This is a genomic window from Pedobacter nyackensis (assembly GCF_032678475.1).
Classification (GTDB): domain Bacteria; phylum Bacteroidota; class Bacteroidia; order Sphingobacteriales; family Sphingobacteriaceae; genus Pedobacter; species Pedobacter nyackensis_A.
In genome coordinates this window covers 109,395-125,739 of record NZ_JAVTSF010000010.1, presented here as the reverse complement: position 1 = coordinate 125,739, position 16,345 = coordinate 109,395, and the positions used below count along the sequence as shown (strand labels likewise).

At 39.1% G+C, this 16,345-nt stretch carries 14 protein-coding genes; 9 read left to right on the top strand and 5 right to left on the bottom strand.

Features of this window, described 5'->3' with window-relative positions; all coding sequences use genetic code 11:
• The first annotated feature begins 11 nt into the window (after window positions 1-11).
• From R2Q84_RS24365 to R2Q84_RS24355, 3 genes are read left to right on the top strand one after another with little or no spacing between them, the layout of a single operon-like run.
• On the top strand, window positions 12-1,067 hold the full coding sequence (locus tag R2Q84_RS24365; protein ID WP_316819215.1) for a hypothetical protein: 1,056 nt from the start codon (window positions 12-14) through the stop codon (window positions 1,065-1,067).
• Window positions 1,068-1,071: 4 nt separating this feature from the next.
• On the top strand, window positions 1,072-1,770 hold the full coding sequence (locus tag R2Q84_RS24360; protein WP_316819214.1) for a thioredoxin family protein: 699 nt from the start codon (window positions 1,072-1,074) through the stop codon (window positions 1,768-1,770).
• Window positions 1,771-1,817: 47 nt separating this feature from the next.
• Window positions 1,818-3,182: a M60 family metallopeptidase gene (locus R2Q84_RS24355; protein WP_316819213.1), complete on the top strand. Its 1,365-nt coding sequence runs from the start codon at window positions 1,818-1,820 to the stop codon at window positions 3,180-3,182.
• A gap of 136 nt (window positions 3,183-3,318) precedes the next feature.
• On the opposite strand, the gene R2Q84_RS24350 is transcribed toward R2Q84_RS24355, so the two are convergent.
• Genes R2Q84_RS24350 through R2Q84_RS24340 form a run of 3 tightly spaced genes read right to left on the bottom strand, consistent with a single transcriptional unit; the run spans window position 3,319 to window position 5,431 of the window.
• The gene (locus tag R2Q84_RS24350; protein ID WP_316819212.1) at window positions 3,319-4,572 is read right to left on the bottom strand and encodes an alpha/beta fold hydrolase; all 1,254 of its coding nucleotides are present in this window, start codon (window positions 4,570-4,572) and stop codon (window positions 3,319-3,321) included.
• Window positions 4,573-4,586: 14 nt separating this feature from the next.
• Window positions 4,587-5,147, bottom strand: a complete 561-nt coding sequence (locus tag R2Q84_RS24345) for a hypothetical protein (protein WP_316819211.1) — start codon at window positions 5,145-5,147, stop codon at window positions 4,587-4,589.
• Window positions 5,144-5,431: a DUF2089 family protein gene (locus tag R2Q84_RS24340; protein WP_316819210.1), complete on the bottom strand. Its 288-nt coding sequence runs from the start codon at window positions 5,429-5,431 to the stop codon at window positions 5,144-5,146. Before R2Q84_RS24340 ends, R2Q84_RS24345 begins: the two co-directional genes overlap by 4 nt.
• Window positions 5,432-5,631: 200 nt before the next feature.
• Between R2Q84_RS24340 and R2Q84_RS24335 the strand changes: the two genes are divergently transcribed.
• The 6 genes from R2Q84_RS24335 (at window position 5,632) to R2Q84_RS24310 (ending at window position 14,015) form a co-directional block, all read left to right on the top strand.
• Window positions 5,632-6,216 carry an RNA polymerase sigma factor gene (locus R2Q84_RS24335; RefSeq protein WP_316819209.1) on the top strand — a complete coding sequence of 195 codons (585 nt, stop codon included), beginning with the start codon at window positions 5,632-5,634 and terminating at the stop codon, window positions 6,214-6,216.
• A gap of 112 nt (window positions 6,217-6,328) precedes the next feature.
• Window positions 6,329-7,516 carry a FecR family protein gene (locus R2Q84_RS24330; protein ID WP_316819208.1) on the top strand — a complete coding sequence of 396 codons (1,188 nt, stop codon included), beginning with the start codon at window positions 6,329-6,331 and terminating at the stop codon, window positions 7,514-7,516.
• 66 nt (window positions 7,517-7,582) lie between these two features.
• On the top strand, window positions 7,583-10,876 hold the full coding sequence (locus tag R2Q84_RS24325) for a SusC/RagA family TonB-linked outer membrane protein (RefSeq protein WP_316819207.1): 3,294 nt from the start codon (window positions 7,583-7,585) through the stop codon (window positions 10,874-10,876).
• A 13-nt stretch (window positions 10,877-10,889) separates the two neighbouring features.
• Window positions 10,890-12,230: a RagB/SusD family nutrient uptake outer membrane protein gene (locus R2Q84_RS24320; protein ID WP_316819206.1), complete on the top strand. Its 1,341-nt coding sequence runs from the start codon at window positions 10,890-10,892 to the stop codon at window positions 12,228-12,230.
• Window positions 12,223-13,323 carry a TlpA disulfide reductase family protein gene (locus tag R2Q84_RS24315; RefSeq protein ID WP_316819205.1) on the top strand — a complete coding sequence of 367 codons (1,101 nt, stop codon included), beginning with the start codon at window positions 12,223-12,225 and terminating at the stop codon, window positions 13,321-13,323. Before R2Q84_RS24320 ends, R2Q84_RS24315 begins: the two co-directional genes overlap by 8 nt.
• Window positions 13,324-13,505: 182 nt before the next feature.
• Complete coding sequence (locus R2Q84_RS24310; protein WP_316819204.1) at window positions 13,506-14,015, top strand: GNAT family N-acetyltransferase; 510 nt, start codon at window positions 13,506-13,508, stop codon at window positions 14,013-14,015.
• A 57-nt stretch (window positions 14,016-14,072) separates the two neighbouring features.
• Here R2Q84_RS24310 and R2Q84_RS24305 read toward each other — a convergent pair whose 3' ends face one another.
• A complete protein-coding gene (locus R2Q84_RS24305; RefSeq protein ID WP_316819203.1) occupies window positions 14,073-15,365 on the bottom strand; it encodes a HAMP domain-containing sensor histidine kinase in 1,293 nt (430 codons plus the stop codon).
• 459 nt (window positions 15,366-15,824) lie between these two features.
• On the bottom strand, window positions 15,825-16,088 hold the full coding sequence (locus R2Q84_RS24300) for a hypothetical protein (RefSeq protein WP_316819202.1): 264 nt from the start codon (window positions 16,086-16,088) through the stop codon (window positions 15,825-15,827).
• Between the last annotated feature and the right edge of the window lie 257 nt (window positions 16,089-16,345).

Sequence of the window (16,345 nt, the reverse complement as noted above, 5' to 3'; positions counted from 1 at the left end):
AAAACAAAACAATGAATAAATTACTATCAGTTTTCTTCTTTTGCAGCGTGATCTCACTTTCGGTGTTTGCACAATCAAAAAATAGTGCCATCGCTTATGAAAGCAGCCTGGAGAATGCCATAAAGAAAAATCCAAAGAAAGGGAGCCTAATTTTGCTGAATATTTTTAGCAGTAAATCTGAGAGCTCTAATAAAATGGAAAACCTTACTTTCAGATTAGGACGTGTAGTGGGATTTCTAAATAGCAATTTTATAAATGTAAAATTGGATCTGGCTGATGAGGCCAATGCTGGAATAATCAAGAAATATGCGATTTCAGTTATCCCTACTTATATTATTTTAAATAAAGATGGAAATGAGATAAGTCGTTTGGTGGGCTATGCTGATGCTGACGATTTTATCGAAAAAGCTCGCTTTGCTATGGATCCCCAAAATTCTTTGCAGGTGAAAAAAGAAGCATTTGAAAAAGAACGTTCGTTTAAAAATGCGTGTCATTATATGGAGGTTTTACATAGAGAATTAAGGTATAATGAATTGACGGACTTTGTTGAATCTACTATCTATGCCTTTGCTATAGAGCAAAGATACTCTGAAGAGATGTGGAAGTATTTGAAAATTGCTCTACGCAGAACAAGTTCAAGGGTATTCTCAATGTTACTGTCAGAGAAATACCTGGTTAATCAATATATCGGAAAATCTGTGGTTGATAAAGTGATGATAGAATCCTTGCAAAATTATGCTTTGCAATATATATCCGGAAAATTAAAAGATCATTCAACGATATCTACTGCTTATCTGAGTTATCTGCCAATTATGGACGATAATACTGCAGTGACGCATTATATAAGCGTTGCATGTAAGTTGTTCTCACAAAAGGATATGCAAATGACAGGGGCGAAAACTAATGCTTATAAATCAATTGCTTCGTACCTGAGCCCGGAGAAAATCTGCGCACTAAATCAAGAGGAGAGGGATTTTATGATTGGATTTTTTAAGAGTATAGCAGGCATGCCACAGGAGCATATTTTGAATTTTGAAAAAGGGATTAACAAATATTTTAACAAGTAATAAGATGAGAGGTTTACTGGTATTTTTTTTAACAATTTTTACGTTGAGTGGTTATGCTCAAGGGATAGAATTTCAATCTTTGTCGTACAAAGATGCATTGGAAAAGGCAAAGGCAGAGGATAAAATGATCTTTGTGGATTGTTATACCACCTGGTGCGGCCCCTGTAAATTTATGGCAGCTGAAATTTTTGTAAAAAAGGAAGTAGGCGATTATTTCAATAAGAATTTCATCTCAATCAAGTTTGATATGGAGAGTGATTTTGCCAAAGATTTTAGAGATCAGTTTTATGTGAAGACATTTCCAACCTTTTATTACATTTCAAAAAATGGGGACGTAATTGGGGTTTCAAGAGGAGCAGTTAATGATCCCCAGGCTTGGATTAATGTTGCAAAAGAAAAGGTTTCGAAAGTGAATTCATTGGAGACTTTTAAAAGCGCGTATTTAAAGGGCAGAAAAGAAGCATCCTATAAGAGTTATTTCGAGGCATTAAAAAGAAATAACTATGAAGAAGGTATGTTGGATTTATTTTTAGACAGATTTGATCAGTCACAAAATAAGTTCGATTTTATGGATCAGAATAAAGGCTTGATTTCAAATAGTTTGTCTAAGGGAAACCTGGGTAAATTTTTGCAGCGAGTGAAGAAAAATAAAGATTATTCTGACTCAATGGAATATTTCTTTAAAGACTTTGTTGCCAATTAGTGTAAGCTGATAGCATTACTATTTATATCTAAAATCTACAAGATAAAATGAGAATAACATTAAATAGATTTAGTTTGATCGCTAGTGTTATGGTTCTGTTTTTGTTCAGTTGTAAAAAAAATACAACTGAGCAAAAGCCTGATCCTATAGCCCCTGTCGTACCGGATAAGGTACAGGATGTTGCAAGCTTAGAATTTAAGGAGCTGACTTCAGCTGATTTGGAAAGAAGTCGTTTGCAGTTGAATTGGCTGGCTACTGATTTTTCCGCTACCGGACTGTACATTCCTCCAACCGCAAAGGTTAAAGTGAACGTAGAATTAAAAGCGGGTAGCAGAGCTCCGTTAATGCTGATAGGAACCTATTCGAGATATGGCAAATGGAACAGTGAACCAAAGGCTGTACAACTTAAGTTGGGTCTGAATGAGTTTCAAAACCCCGGCGAAGGTTTGGTCTGGATCAGGTATACAACAGACCAGGTTCCTAACGGGATAGCTAAGGTGTCGTTTAGTGGCGATTTTAAAAAAGTTCCTCACTTTATTGGAGGCAAAACTACTAATGCAGAATGGCAATCTATGCTACTTAAATATACAGAAGCCCCTGATGTTATTCTTGAAGGAGAAAAATGCTATATCGTTGTGAGCAGGAAAAATGCGGTTACTTATAGTGATGATGATCAATCGGCTTTAGTAAAAAAAATTGCTGAGGTGATAACTATTCAGGACGACTATAGTGGTTTAGATGGTTCAACGGCCTTGGATAAACCTAACGTGCATCAAAAATATCTTTTGACAGAGCATGAAGATGCGAGCCTTTATTACTTTGCTTATCATTATCGTACCGCATATATTGGTTATGATGTTCAATACATATTGCGATCAGCAGCGATTAGTGACAGTTGGGGCTTATGGCATGAGCTTGGACACGTACACCAGCACACCTGGACATGGGGGACGATTACGGAGGTGAGTGTAAATATTTACTCTCTAGCGGTACAACGTGTGATGGCACCTAATAAGCATCGTTTGGCTGAGGGCGGTATCTGGGGATATGCGGCAGCTTATTTAGCTAAACCCAATGCTGGTAAAGACTTTAACAATGACACTTCTGTAGGAGTGGAATCCGGATGGGTTCGTCTTTGTATGTTTGAGCAGTTAAGATTGGCATTTGGAGATGATTTTTACCCTAAATTGCTGAAAAAAACAAGAAAAGACAAGCGGGAGTTTGCTAATGATATTCAGAAAATGGATTATTTTATGCTTTCTGCCTGCGAAGTTTCTGGTAAAGATCTGAGTACATTTTTTAGAAAATGGGGCCTGAATACTTCATCGTCTATTTATAGTACGATTGGAGATTTAAAGCTGCCACAGCCTGCTCAGGATATCACTTTATTAAGGGATATTGTCTCTAAATAAAACTTGTAAAAAGAGCTATTCTATGTGAAATCACTTAACATATTTTTGGAAAATTTATCAAGAGGGCTATGGATTATTCTATAGCCCTCTTATGTAGAGTTTGATTCCCTAGTTGTTTATAGTCTATAATAAGACACTAGTTAAGCCCATAAATAAACTGGGTCATTGTTTGAATTAATTGCGGATGCAATGGTAAATCCGGCATGGTATAGGTTGCCATATTCTGTTGTTTATCAATTGGAGCTTTCTTTAGAATATGGCTCATTTCTGGTATTAGTTCCAGCACTGCATTGGGAGCAGCCTTTTTCAGCGCGTGTGCATTGTCTACACTCACCTGAATATCATTTGCACCCTGAATAATTAACACAGGTACATTTAATTTGCTGATCACTTGTTTCGGGTCATATTTCATCCATGAGTACAGATAGGGCTGCACTGCAGAATTAAACAGACTATTAAAACCACCCTCCATTTTTTGTTTGGTGAAATTACCCATCTTTATACTATCAATAATCGAGGTTGCCTTTCTATAATCTGCAGGTGAAACTCCGGCTTTAAGCTGAGTTTTCAAAATTACATCTGCAGATGTACCCGAGCCCGATAAAGATATAAATGCATCGGCTTTTTCACGCTCAGCAGCTAACATTCCTACTAATGAACCCTCGCTATGCCCAGCTACAATAACTTTGGAGAAACGCTTATCGGTTTTCAACATTTTGATGATCGCCCCGGCATCGTCGACCATATCTTCAAAAGTAACATCTGCTAACGCTTTACTGGTTGTACTTTGACCTACCCCGCGTTTATCGTACCTGAGCACGGCAATGTTTTTTAACTTCAGCGAGTCACTTAGTTGTTGGAAATAATTTGATTTGCCGTTTATTAATAACGAATTGCCATCCCTGTCAGTAGGACCAGATCCGGCAATTAACAGTACTACAGGCACAGGTCTTGTTACTTCTGGTACTGATATTGTCCCTTTTAATGTTGCCGTTGCAGTTTTAATCGTAACAGAACCACTCAATTCGCGTTGGTCTGCCATTGTAAAAAAGCCAATAACCTGATTAGTTTTATCAAAGTTAATATGCAAAACCAGCCCCGGTTTTTCGAACATAGCTATATATACATTTATCCCTTGCTGAGTGCCAAAATATTCGCTGTTGCTTAAATTACCATGTGCAGCTTTTAATTGTTGTATTGCTGAACCCAGTGTTGTTAAAGGCAGTTCTGATTTAATCTTATCAGCTAAAAGTATATACAAGCTATCTGCTTTCTCCGCATTAAAATAGCTGATAAATTCTGCGGTACGCTGCTTAATAATGGCATTGTTTTGAGCATATCCTGAAGAACAGATGAATAATGTAATAAATGCAAGCGATAATGATTTCATATAGGATAAGAGTTTTACAAATGAATATAGTGTTGTAGCAATTGATTGAGTAGGATGGAGATAATTTCGGCCAGTATTAAGCCGCCAATAAATCCAGCAACAGCTTTGGTGCCTTTTAAGTTGAAAGAAACAGTAAAAGCATTATACATTAGTGTGATCATCCAGATAAGCGGTAATAGCATTAACAGACCTATCGCTATTACTATTCCATCAATCTCATTATGATTTAAAGTTTGCATGTGGTTTTTGGACAAAAGTGCTATGATAGCAACCAATAACATCGGCGCACGGGCAACAGCTATGGTACCTGCAATATCAATGAATCGGAAATTTGAACGTGATAGGAAAAATGCCAATGCATAAAATACAACTACCGGACTGCCCCAGGCAATTAGTTGTTCCAGAAAATAGATTACTAAAGGTTGAGGAGAACCGAAATGTGCATCGATGGCGCCGTTAAAGTGCATGTTGCCATAATAAGCACATAACAGGGTAACTATCATTATTATTGAGCCTGCTACTAAAGCTTGCGACCCAGCTATGTAGACGAATGGGTTATAAAGCCACTTTTTCATATTTCCTGGTTTTCATTTGAGGTCAACTTTAGAATAATGTCGTCCAGTAAATTCCTTACAGTTGGGTAGCTTAATCCCAACTGTTGGGCCATAATTTTTAAACTGCCGCTGCTTTTTACAAATGAAATTATAAATTTCTGTTCAACAAGGTCAAGCTGAGCTAAACCAGGTAACTGAAACTTTCCTGACACAATCGTTTCACATTCTCCGCAACTCAAACTGGTTACTTGTAATGTCGATGAACAGCTCGGGCAAACAATAGGTAATTTCTTATGTTCTTTCAATTTTATTTATTTTTTGTTTAACAATATTAAGTATTTTTTTAATAAAAATTAAATAATGTTGAAGTTTTATGTTTTTGTCTGTACTTCTTTACTAAGCTTAACCTGTCAATTTAATTTGTTGCTAATCATAAAGTTTTATTGCAGGTAGAAGCTGATCGAATAATATATGAAGCTTTTTTGTAGTTTTGGACCTAACTTATATGAGCCAGAATGTATCCGAAGAAGAAAAGCAACTACTGCTAGATATAGCAGGAGGCGACCGCCATGCGTTTACATTGCTTTTCAAAAAGTACAATCACTACGTATATAGTTCCGGCAGAAGACTGACCCACTCTGATTATTGGGCCGAAGAACTGGTTCAGGATATATTTTTCAAGATCTGGCAAAACCGGGAAAAACTGGGCGGGATAGAAAATTTTAGTGCCTACCTGAACCGCGTGGTAAGAAACCATTCTTTTAACATTCTCCGTCAATTGGCCCAGGATGCAAAATCTATCGATAACATCTCAAGCAAAGAGATTGCGCATACAACTGACGAGATGATCGATCTCAAAGAGGCTTCTGTTATTTTAGACCAGGCGCTTGCGCTGCTTACTCCTCAGCAGCGTATTGCTTACGATTTGTGCCATATTCAAGGATTGAAGTATCAGGAAGCAGCTCTCCAAATGAATATCTCTTATGAAACCGTCCACTCGCATATGAAAGAGGCAATTAAGAAAATCCGCATCCATTTTAAAGCCAGGGGTGTCATGTATACCATTCTATTTGCTATTCTATTCGCTTAGAAAACAACTTTTTCTGTGAAAATTGCTTTTTTTAAAAAAATATCATTTTGGTATCCCCATTTAGTTTGAGTTAGGTGTCAATACTAATAAATGGTTAATACAAAGCGTGCATATGGATCCGAAAGGAAATAATAAATCAACTGAAAGACTAAAGGAGTTAATGGGGCTCTACTTTGAGCAGGATATTGAAGATAAGGAGAAACAGGAACTGTGGGGATACGTTAATGACCCGATGTTCGCGCATGAAGTCAAAAGTCTGATTCCAAATGCAACTGAACATCCGCTGCCTTCATATACACTCAACGAAGTGAAAGAAAATAGAATTCTGGGCTCTATTTTTAGAGATGACAGTGCGGAGGTGGATAAACACCGTATAGGTTGGCGCCAGCTATGCATTGCCGCAAGTATTGTTGTGGTATTGTCCTGTTTAACTTTTGCCCTTTTCAAAAGTCAGTACTCAGGCATCAAGCCTAAAGATTTTGTTGCCCGGGATATTCCGGCCGGCAACCATGGTGCTACTTTAACACTTGCCGATGGGAGAACGATACATCTGACGGAGGTTGGTAATGGTGAGATTGCCAGAGAGGCAGGGGTGAAGATTGAAAAAGGCCGCGATGGGGAAATCGTATATCGTATGGATTCGAAAGCGGAGAAAGGTAACCAGGTTAATACTCTAACAACTTCCAGGGGGCAGACCTATTCTGTTTTACTTCCCGATGGAACCAAAGTTTGGATCAATGCGGCTTCCGAGCTTCGGTATATGGCTAATTTAATAGAAGACGGACGTCGTGTGGTTAATTTAAAGGGCGAAGCGTATTTTGAAGTTTCTAAAGATCAGAGGCACCCGTTTATCGTCAGGTCGCAGGGACAAGAAGTAGAAGTTCTGGGAACGCATTTCAATATCAATGCTTACGAAAATGAACCGTATATCTCGACAACCCTTCTCGAAGGATCTATTCGTTTGCATACTTCGGCCAGGCAGCAAATTCTAAAACCAGGTCAGCAGGCACAGAATACATCCGGGAACCTGCAGATCAGACCAGCTCATCTGGACAATATAACCGACTGGAAAGAAGGAGATTTTTCTTTTAAAAATGTTGATTTTCTGGCCGCGCTCAGGAAAATTGAAAGATGGTATAACGTAGAAATGATATACGATAAATCCCTTCCTAAAGACCTTCAGGCTGGTGGCTGGATTTCGAGAAAGAAAAGCCTTTCATCTGTTCTGGACTTCATCGAATCTGCTAATATGGTCCGGTTTAAAGTAGAAGGTAGAAAGGTGTATGTTGCTCCATATTAATCTCTTATGGTACTATTGCTAAATAATAAAATAATCCTAAACCAATCAATAACTTACCCATAATTAATGAATCATTTTAACAAATTTGAACGGCGAAAACTTCGAAGCAGTTTTCGTCAGGGGACATTACGTACCCGGCTGCTCGGCACACTCTTAATTTTAGGTCTGTTGCAGTTCCATGCGAAGGCCATTGCACAGCGTATCGTCTTAAAAGTGGAAAACGCACCTTTGGTGAACGTCCTCAATGAGATCAGAAAACAAAGTGGCGTAGATGTTTTCTATAACAATAAGACTTTGCAGGATAATTATCGTGTATCGGTTAATCTCCAAAATGTAGAATTAAAGCAGGCTTTGAATACTGTCTTTGATAAATTGCCTTTAAGTTACCGGATCACAAAAGACGGTATTTCCATCGGGAAGAATAACAGGAATGTGCCTGCATTGATCGAGTCGCTGGTACGAGATGTGATGGATGTGGAAGGTAGGGTATTAGGACCGCAGGGACAACCACTGGCAGGGGCAAGTATTACTGTAAAACACCAGGGAAAGTCCGCAATAACCGATATCAAAGGGTATTTTGTGCTTAAAAATGTAAATAGTGGCAGTACAGTTGTAATTAGTTACTTAGGTTATCAGACCAAAGAATTGGAGTGTAAACCTCAGCTGGGTAACATTACACTGGATATAGCTGACAATCCTTTAGATGCTGTACAGATTATCGGATATGGGAAAACGTCGAGAAGGCTCACTACCGGCTCTGTGGCAACTATCCGATCAGAAGACCTCGAAAAACAACCAGTGTCCAATCCCTTGCAAGCGCTTTCAGGACGGATAGCAGGCGTTTACATTAGTGAGGGATCAGGAATAGCAGGAAGTAAGGTTAATGTAGAGATAAGAGGTAAGAATACCATCAATGCGGGACAGAATCCGCTTTATATTGTGGATGGTGTTCCATTTACTTCAACTCCAACTGAACAAACTTCTGGTAATCAGGTAGTCAATGGGATAGTTGGAGGCGGTTTTAGCCCCTTTGACAATATTCCCACAAGTGATATCGAAAGTATCGACATTCTCAAAGATGCTGATGCGACAGCCATATATGGTTCCAGAGCGGCAAACGGCGTGGTAATAATTACCACTAAACGCGGGAAAGCCGGCGCTATGAAAGTGAATGCCCATATTTATTCCGGCGTTAGCCAGATCTCTAACAGGGTAAAAATGTTGGGAACGGATGAGTATTTAGCTATTCGCAGACAGGCTTTTGCCAACGATAAAATTACGCCGACAGCTGCGAATGCTCCGGATTTGCTGAATTTTGGTAATGGTGAAACCGATTTTGTGGATTACATCTATGGTAAGATGTCGGGAATGGTAGATGGAACCGTAAGTGTCTCAGGAGGATCAGAACAGTCGCAATACCTGGTTAGTTTTAACCACAGAGGTCAGAATTCTATATTCCCTTACAGTTTCAAAGACAAGAAAAGCACCATACGTTTTAATATGCAAACGCAGTCTGCTAATGCGCGGTTTTTTGTAAACCTGTCGGGAGGATATACCAAAAATGTAAATAATCTTCCAAGTGCAAATCTGGCTTATTCTTATGCGCTTCCTCCGAACTTACCGCTTCATAAAGATGACGGGACTTTCTATTGGCATAATAACTACTCGAATCCGGCAGCTGCATTATTGGCGCCTATGGAATCTACTACAGATAATGTATTGATGAATAGCAGTTTGAGGTATATCATTATACCTGGTTTTGAGTTTAAAACAGAAATAGGCTTTAATAGAATCAGTAATGAAAACTTCAGGGCGATCACCCGGATCTCCCGGAATCCAAATACTACGGTCAACGGACAACTTTCTTATAATAATAACAACAACCAGAATTTCTCTGTTGAGCCTCAGTTGACTTATAAACGAAACATAGGCCCGGGCCGTTTTGAGGCATTGGTGGGTAGCACTTACCTGAATACACAGTCTGTACAGCCCTTGTTTATGATTGGTTCATTTACCAGTGATGCCTTGTACAAAAACTTGGGTTCTGTTATCAGTCAGTTCTCCGGTAGCGGTAATGTAGAAAGTCGCTATTTATCTGGTTTTACACGTTTGAATTACATATTGAATAGTAAATATATCGTAAATGTAAACGCCAGGCGTGATGGTTCCTCACGATTTGGACCGGGCAATAAATTCGGAAACTTCGGTAGTATCGGCGGTGCCTGGATTTTTGGGGAAGAAAAGTTTATGAAAGACAATTTTTCATGGATTAATTTTGCTAAAATCAGGGGAAGCTACGGAACTGTTGGTAATGATCCTAACCAGGATTATGCTTACCTGGCAACCTATGCCTCCAGCATCTTTACTGGTAACTACAATGGTGTAGCGTCTTTAATCCCGATGACACTTCCCAATAAAGATTATCGATGGGAGGTGACCAGGAAGATGGAATACGCCTTAGATTTAAACTTCCTGCAAGACAGGATCTCGTTTACTGCTGCCTGGTACCGGAATCGTTCAGACAATTTGCTCATTGATATTCCTGTTTCTTCTCAAACTGGTTTTAGCTCTTATTTAGCTAATCTACCGGCTTTAGTGCAGAATAAAGGATGGGAGTTCGGTATCAACACAAAAAACATTGTTAAACCTGACTTTTCATGGAATACCTCGGTTAATTTTACCGTTTCGGAAAATAAATTGCTGAGCTATCCGGATTTATCAAGCTCGGTATTGGCCAATACCTATGTTGTCGGACATTCTTTATCTGTTGCACAAAACTATCATTTTCTGGGTTTTGAAGATGGTATCGCTAAGTTCCGGGACGTAGACGGAAATGGTATTATATCTTCAGGATCGTTTAGCACTACGGGCAAGGGGGATTATATTGTGGCGGGAAATACCGACCCTAAGTTTTACGGAGGCGTTAATAATACCTTCAATTACAAAGGCTTTAGTCTGGATTTTCTGTTCTCCTTTGTTAAGAAAGACGGCTATAACATTTATTACGAAGGAAGTTCTGTTATACCTGGAAATGCGAACAATTTAGTCGCTGATGTGCTGAACAAACCATTTAGGTATACGACATTAAGGGCCGGGACTGCAGCTACTTCATTTAACCAGTATAAAAACTCTGATGCTGTATTTGGCGACGCTTCGTTTATCAGGCTCAAAAATGTAGCGCTGGCTTATCAGTTTGATCCTAAGATGTTAAAGCCATTAGGACTGAAAAATCTGAATGTGTACTTCAGGGGACAGAATTTATGGACAATTACAAATTACTTAGGCTTTGATCCGGAAACACAGGGCTTGTCAGTGCCACCATTAAGTATATACACTCTTGGACTTCAAATAACTTTATAATCGATTTTTTATTATGAAACAATCAATCATATTTACCGCGCTTCTCGCAGCCTCTGTAGTATTTACAGGCTGTGAAAAATGGCTCGACGTGGGGGACCCGAAAAATGCTGTTGAAACTTCTGTGATTTTTCAGGACGAAGCTGGTTTACAGGCCGCTATCGCCGGTATGTACAATTCGGGCAATGCCATAGAGCTGGGAAGGTTGTCTTTATACAACAGTTTGCAGGCAGATGACCTTAGTGCCAATGTCACAGGTTATGATCCGTATAAAAATAACAGCCTGGTTTCTAATGAAGCCACCGTAGGTACAATCTGGTCAAGTTTATACATAGGCATTTATCGTGCGAATGACATCATAGAAGGTGTGCCGAAATCTGCTGGATTGTCTGACGCGATCAAAAACCAATCTATTGGGGAAGCTTTATTTTTAAGAGGCCTGTATTATTTTTATCTGGTTAATCTATATGCTGATGTTCCATTGGTTACGGGTACGGATTTAAAGAAAAACGAGCTTTTGCCGCGTACAGCATCAAGTGTTGTTTACAGTCAGATTATAACCGACCTGGAGAAGGCAGCATCATTGTTGCCTACAGCATATCCGGGTGGTTCAGATCGTGTAAGAGCCAATAAATGGGCGGCGACAGCTTTGCTGGCCAGGGTAAACTTGTATCTGGGCAAATATGCCGAAGCCGAAAGGTTGTCTACAGCTGTTATTGAGCAAACTGGTGTATATATATTATCGGAAGATTTAAATACTGTTTTTGTGAAGAGGGGTACAGATGCCATTTTCGCATTTGATGTGTCCCATGCCGGATATACCACAGTCGGTTTGAATGCGATTCCTGCTGCAGGGAGTGTACCGAGTCTGATCATACATCCTTCATTGTTCAGTTTATTTGCTCCTAATGATGCGAGAAAGGCAAACTGGATCGGTACTTCGGCAGGACAGCCATTTTCCTACAAATACAAAGTCAGGTCTGGAATTGGAAATGAATATGATGTGGCACTGCGCATTTCAGAACAATATCTGATCCGTGCGGAGGCCAGGGTATATTTAAAAGACCTTGACGGTGCAGCTGCGGATGTAAACAAGATCAGAAAGCGTGCAAAGGTTAATGATATTGAAATGAATTCAGAGGAAGAGGCGCTGGTCCTGATAGCAAACGAACGTCGTATGGAGTATTTTTCGGAATGGAGCCACCGATGGTTTGATCTTAAACGAACGAACCTGGTTGGTAAGGTTATAGGTGAATTAAAGCCTCAATTCTGGCAAGATACAGATGCTTTATTCCCGATACCCAGCAGAGAGCGACAAATGAATACCAATCTGACTCAAAATGAAGGTTATGACTAAAAAAGTGCTATACATCGTACTAATGAGCTTTCCCTTACTGGCCAGCGCTCAGTATAAAGCGGTAATCCAGGGAAGAATAGGGAAGGCCTCCGGACAGAAGGTTTTGCTGAGCTATGGCGTTAATGGCCGTATGATCCGGGATTCTACTTACCTGAAACAGGGCCGGTTTGAATTCCAGGTCAATTTTGACGAGCTTGTTCCGGCTACATTAAAATTCGATCAGGGAAAATCCGGTAAAAGCATCATATCCGATGCTAAAGATTGCTTTCTGGAACCAGGATTGCTGAAGCTGGAAAGTAATGATTCCCTGGCAAATGCCAGGATCATAAAAGGTGACATCAATAAAGACTATATTGCTTTCCGGCGTTTTGTTGGTATGGAAGAAGCACAGCAGCTGTTAAAAGCAGTCAGGGCGACTAAGGATGAAGCGCAGCTGAAAATGCTACAGGAGCGGAGAGATGCTGTTCTTGCCCAGATGCAAAATAAATATGAAGGTTATGTTACTGCTCACCCGGGTTCTTATTTCAGCTTATTTGCCTTAAACTTCATGGGAGCAGGTATGATGAATACGGCCAGGATTGAACCCTTGTTTAACAGGTTAACTCCTGCGTTAAAAGAAAGCAAGGAGGGGAAAGAATTTAAACGTCAGATTGAAGCGACAAAAGCAATTAAATTAGGTACGCTCGCGCCAGACTTTGTTCAACCCGATGTGCTGGGGCGGTCAGTACGCCTCTCGGACTTTAGAGGTAAGTATGTCCTGCTGGATTTCTGGGCATCCTGGTGTGGTCCATGTCGCAAGGACAATCCTAATATCGTAAAGGCTTATCAAAAGTACAAGGATAAGGGGTTTACAGTGATAGGTGTTTCTTTAGATCGCAGTAAAGAAGCCTGGTTGCAGGCGATTGAAAGCGATGGGCTTACCTGGACTAATCTATCCGATTTGAACTATTTAAAAAATGAGGCCGCATCGCTTTATGCTGTCAGGGCTGTTCCTCAAAACTACCTTATAGATAAAGATGGTTATATCATCGCAGTTCAACTGCATGGTGAAGATTTAGACAAAAAACTCGCTGAAATTTTAGGTAGTAAGTAGTTGAAAGTAAATGATCGCTGATGCTATCATTTACCGGTTTTTCTAGAAAATTATCAAAAGGGCTATAGCATATTCTGTAGCCCTTTTTTATTCTTAGTGCAGTAACACTTAATTTAGGTATTTTTGAATTTCATTTTAGCCTGCCGTGCTGAATTGAAATAACTATTAACCAATAGACCATTTTGAAAGAAATTGAAACAAGTAGATTGTATTTAAAAGCCACTGATATTGAGGATGCTCCTTTTATATTAGAATTGCTCAATACCCCTAAGTGGATTCGCTTCATAGGGGATAGAAACGTAAAAGATTTGGCAGGTGCAACGGAATATATTAAGAACCGGATGATGCCGCAAATGGAAGAATTGGGCTTTGGTAATTATGTGTTAGTTAGAAAAGAAGATGGAGCTAAGATAGGGAGTTGTGGACTCTATAAAAGAGAGGGCTTAGATGGAGTCGATATTGGTTTTGCCATGCTACCCGATTTTGAGGGTAAAGGCTATTCGGGTGAGGCTGCCATAAAATTGAAGCAACTTGCTAAAACAGAGTTTCACTTAGAAAGACTTAATGGCATAACATCACATGATAATACAGCATCAATAAACCTGTTGAAAAAGTTAGGTTTAAAACTGAAAGGTACCGTTCGATTGCCAAATGATACGGAAGATTTATTACTTTATTCGACGATTTTATAATTTGCCATCTGGTTCATGATCGGTTTTTATTATAGTATTACCCATTAAAATCTAACACTAGCTATTGGCATCAGCAAATTCTAATGTGAAGGTTGTTCCATTGCCGGGTTCACTATTGAAGCTGATTTTGCCTTTTTGCATCTCTGTATACTCTTTGCATAAGATCAGGCCTAGTCCAACACCTTTTTCGTTACTGGTGCCATAGGTTGATGCTGCATTTAGTTTGAAAAGATCTGCCTGCCTTGTGATAGGAATGCCGACTCCATTATCCATGATGTTTAATTTAATATAGCCGAAGTCGATAGCGCTGTATATCTGAATTTCCCCACCCGGCAGGGTAAACTTTATAGCGTTATTTATCAGGTTCCTGATTACCAGTTTAAGCATATCCAGATCGGCAGTGAGCTCAATAGACGGATCGATATTCACGCTGATTGTGATAGTTTTTATAGCTGCAGCTGATTGTTGTACAAGCATACAGGTCGATACTACTTCTGACAAGTTCAGTCTCACCATATTTACATTGGTGCCTCCGTCCATTTGCGATTTTGTCCAGTTCAATAAATTGTGCAGCATCACCTGGGTGTTTTTAGTTTCATTGAGCAGGCTACTTTCCAGAAAACGACGCTCTGCTGGTGAAAAATCATATTCATTAAGCATCTCCAGGAAATTAGCGATAGAATTGAGCGGAGAACGCAGATCATGAGACAATATGGACAACAGTTGGGTTTTGGAATCGTTGGCTTCTTTTAAAGCAAGGGAGGCTGTCAGTGCATTATTCTTTTCCCGCTGATAGCTGTTGATCAGGTAAGAAAGTACCACACCTATACATACGGCAACAAAGATATAGCTGGTTGCTATATCCAGGAACAAATCGCTGCGTTTTGCATAAGTGACACTGACAAAATCACCGTTATAATACTCAGTCAGCAATAACCCAAGAACCATAGCCGCGTTCATCAGCATCCAGAATACATACTGTCGGGTTGGCATTACCGACAAGGTAAAAACCAATGACAGGAGGTAAAGTATTAACGTTGGGCCATGTATGCCTGAATTGATGAAGTAATTAAATGCCATAAAAACACTCGTACCAATGCTAAATGCAATGAAACTTAGATGTAGCCTTCCATAATACCTGGAATTGATGTACATGGCAACTATGACAATCCAGGTAGCCGAAAGCGCGACATTGACCCAGGGTACCATTATGATCATATTAACCAGTAGTGACAAAGGAAGGCCAATCATTGCGATCACACTTACTTCATGAAATATCCTGGCCTGGAGTGGTGTATCAGCGTTGCTGCCTATCAATTTGTCATGTAGACGTTTTATAGATTTGATCATCAAAAGGAATTGAGCATTTAACAAATCGTAAATTTATAAAAAATAGATCTAAAAATCCTGATAGATCTGATAGCTGAATGCCACCTATTACTTACCGCTGTATTTTTTGAATACTTCTTCTTAAGTTCTTTTCAATCCTTTTTTCAGTTTGTTGTTAGTTAACTTTATACTAGTAAGCTATAGGCTCTTGCCTGTTATCCCAAAAGAAAAGAACCACTATTTTAGTTGATTTAACCTCATAAAATATGGACGATCTTTTTTTTATCAAAGCTACTCTAACATCAGGATTGGATTTTGTTTCCTTATACATAAACGGAGAACGTTGTATTAATTCCAGAGTTCTTACTGTATTCGTCTCAAAATCTTGAACAGCTTTATTTCCTAAACGTTCAAGTATTTGAGCCCGAATTGCTTCGAAAGTTTCGACAGCAGTTTCGGAAATGAAAATTGGCCAACTCACTATTTAATAGATAGCTTTTTTTTAAATGCATCAAAAGTGATGTGTCGTCCGGCTTCAATATCCGCTTGTCCTTTCTTAATTCCCTCAACTACATGTTTTGGCAATATAACATTGTCTAAATCATGGGTCTCGTTCTCTAGAACAGTTTCTGCTAATTTGTTGAGGGCTATTAAAGATTCTTTATCAGAGATGGTCATTACCTTATCAATTATAGCGTTTCGCAAGTTATCTATAGTAGACGGCATAATGAGTTGATGTTTCATCAAATTTCGGTATTAAAGTTTAATAATCCTATTGCTTTATAGCTACAAATATAACAATAAAGCTTATAATTAACTATAGATTAATTTATGTAATTATTTGTGGTTTTTTGGAGGTGGTTTCAATATTTTGGGTTTTTTGGTGTAACTGTTTTTTATCTGCTATTGTTCCATTTTCCTTTATTGCTTTTGTAAATACCAAATACCAGAACACCAATATTATGGTCCGGTTTCTTTATCTGCTAATGAAATTAAATTTT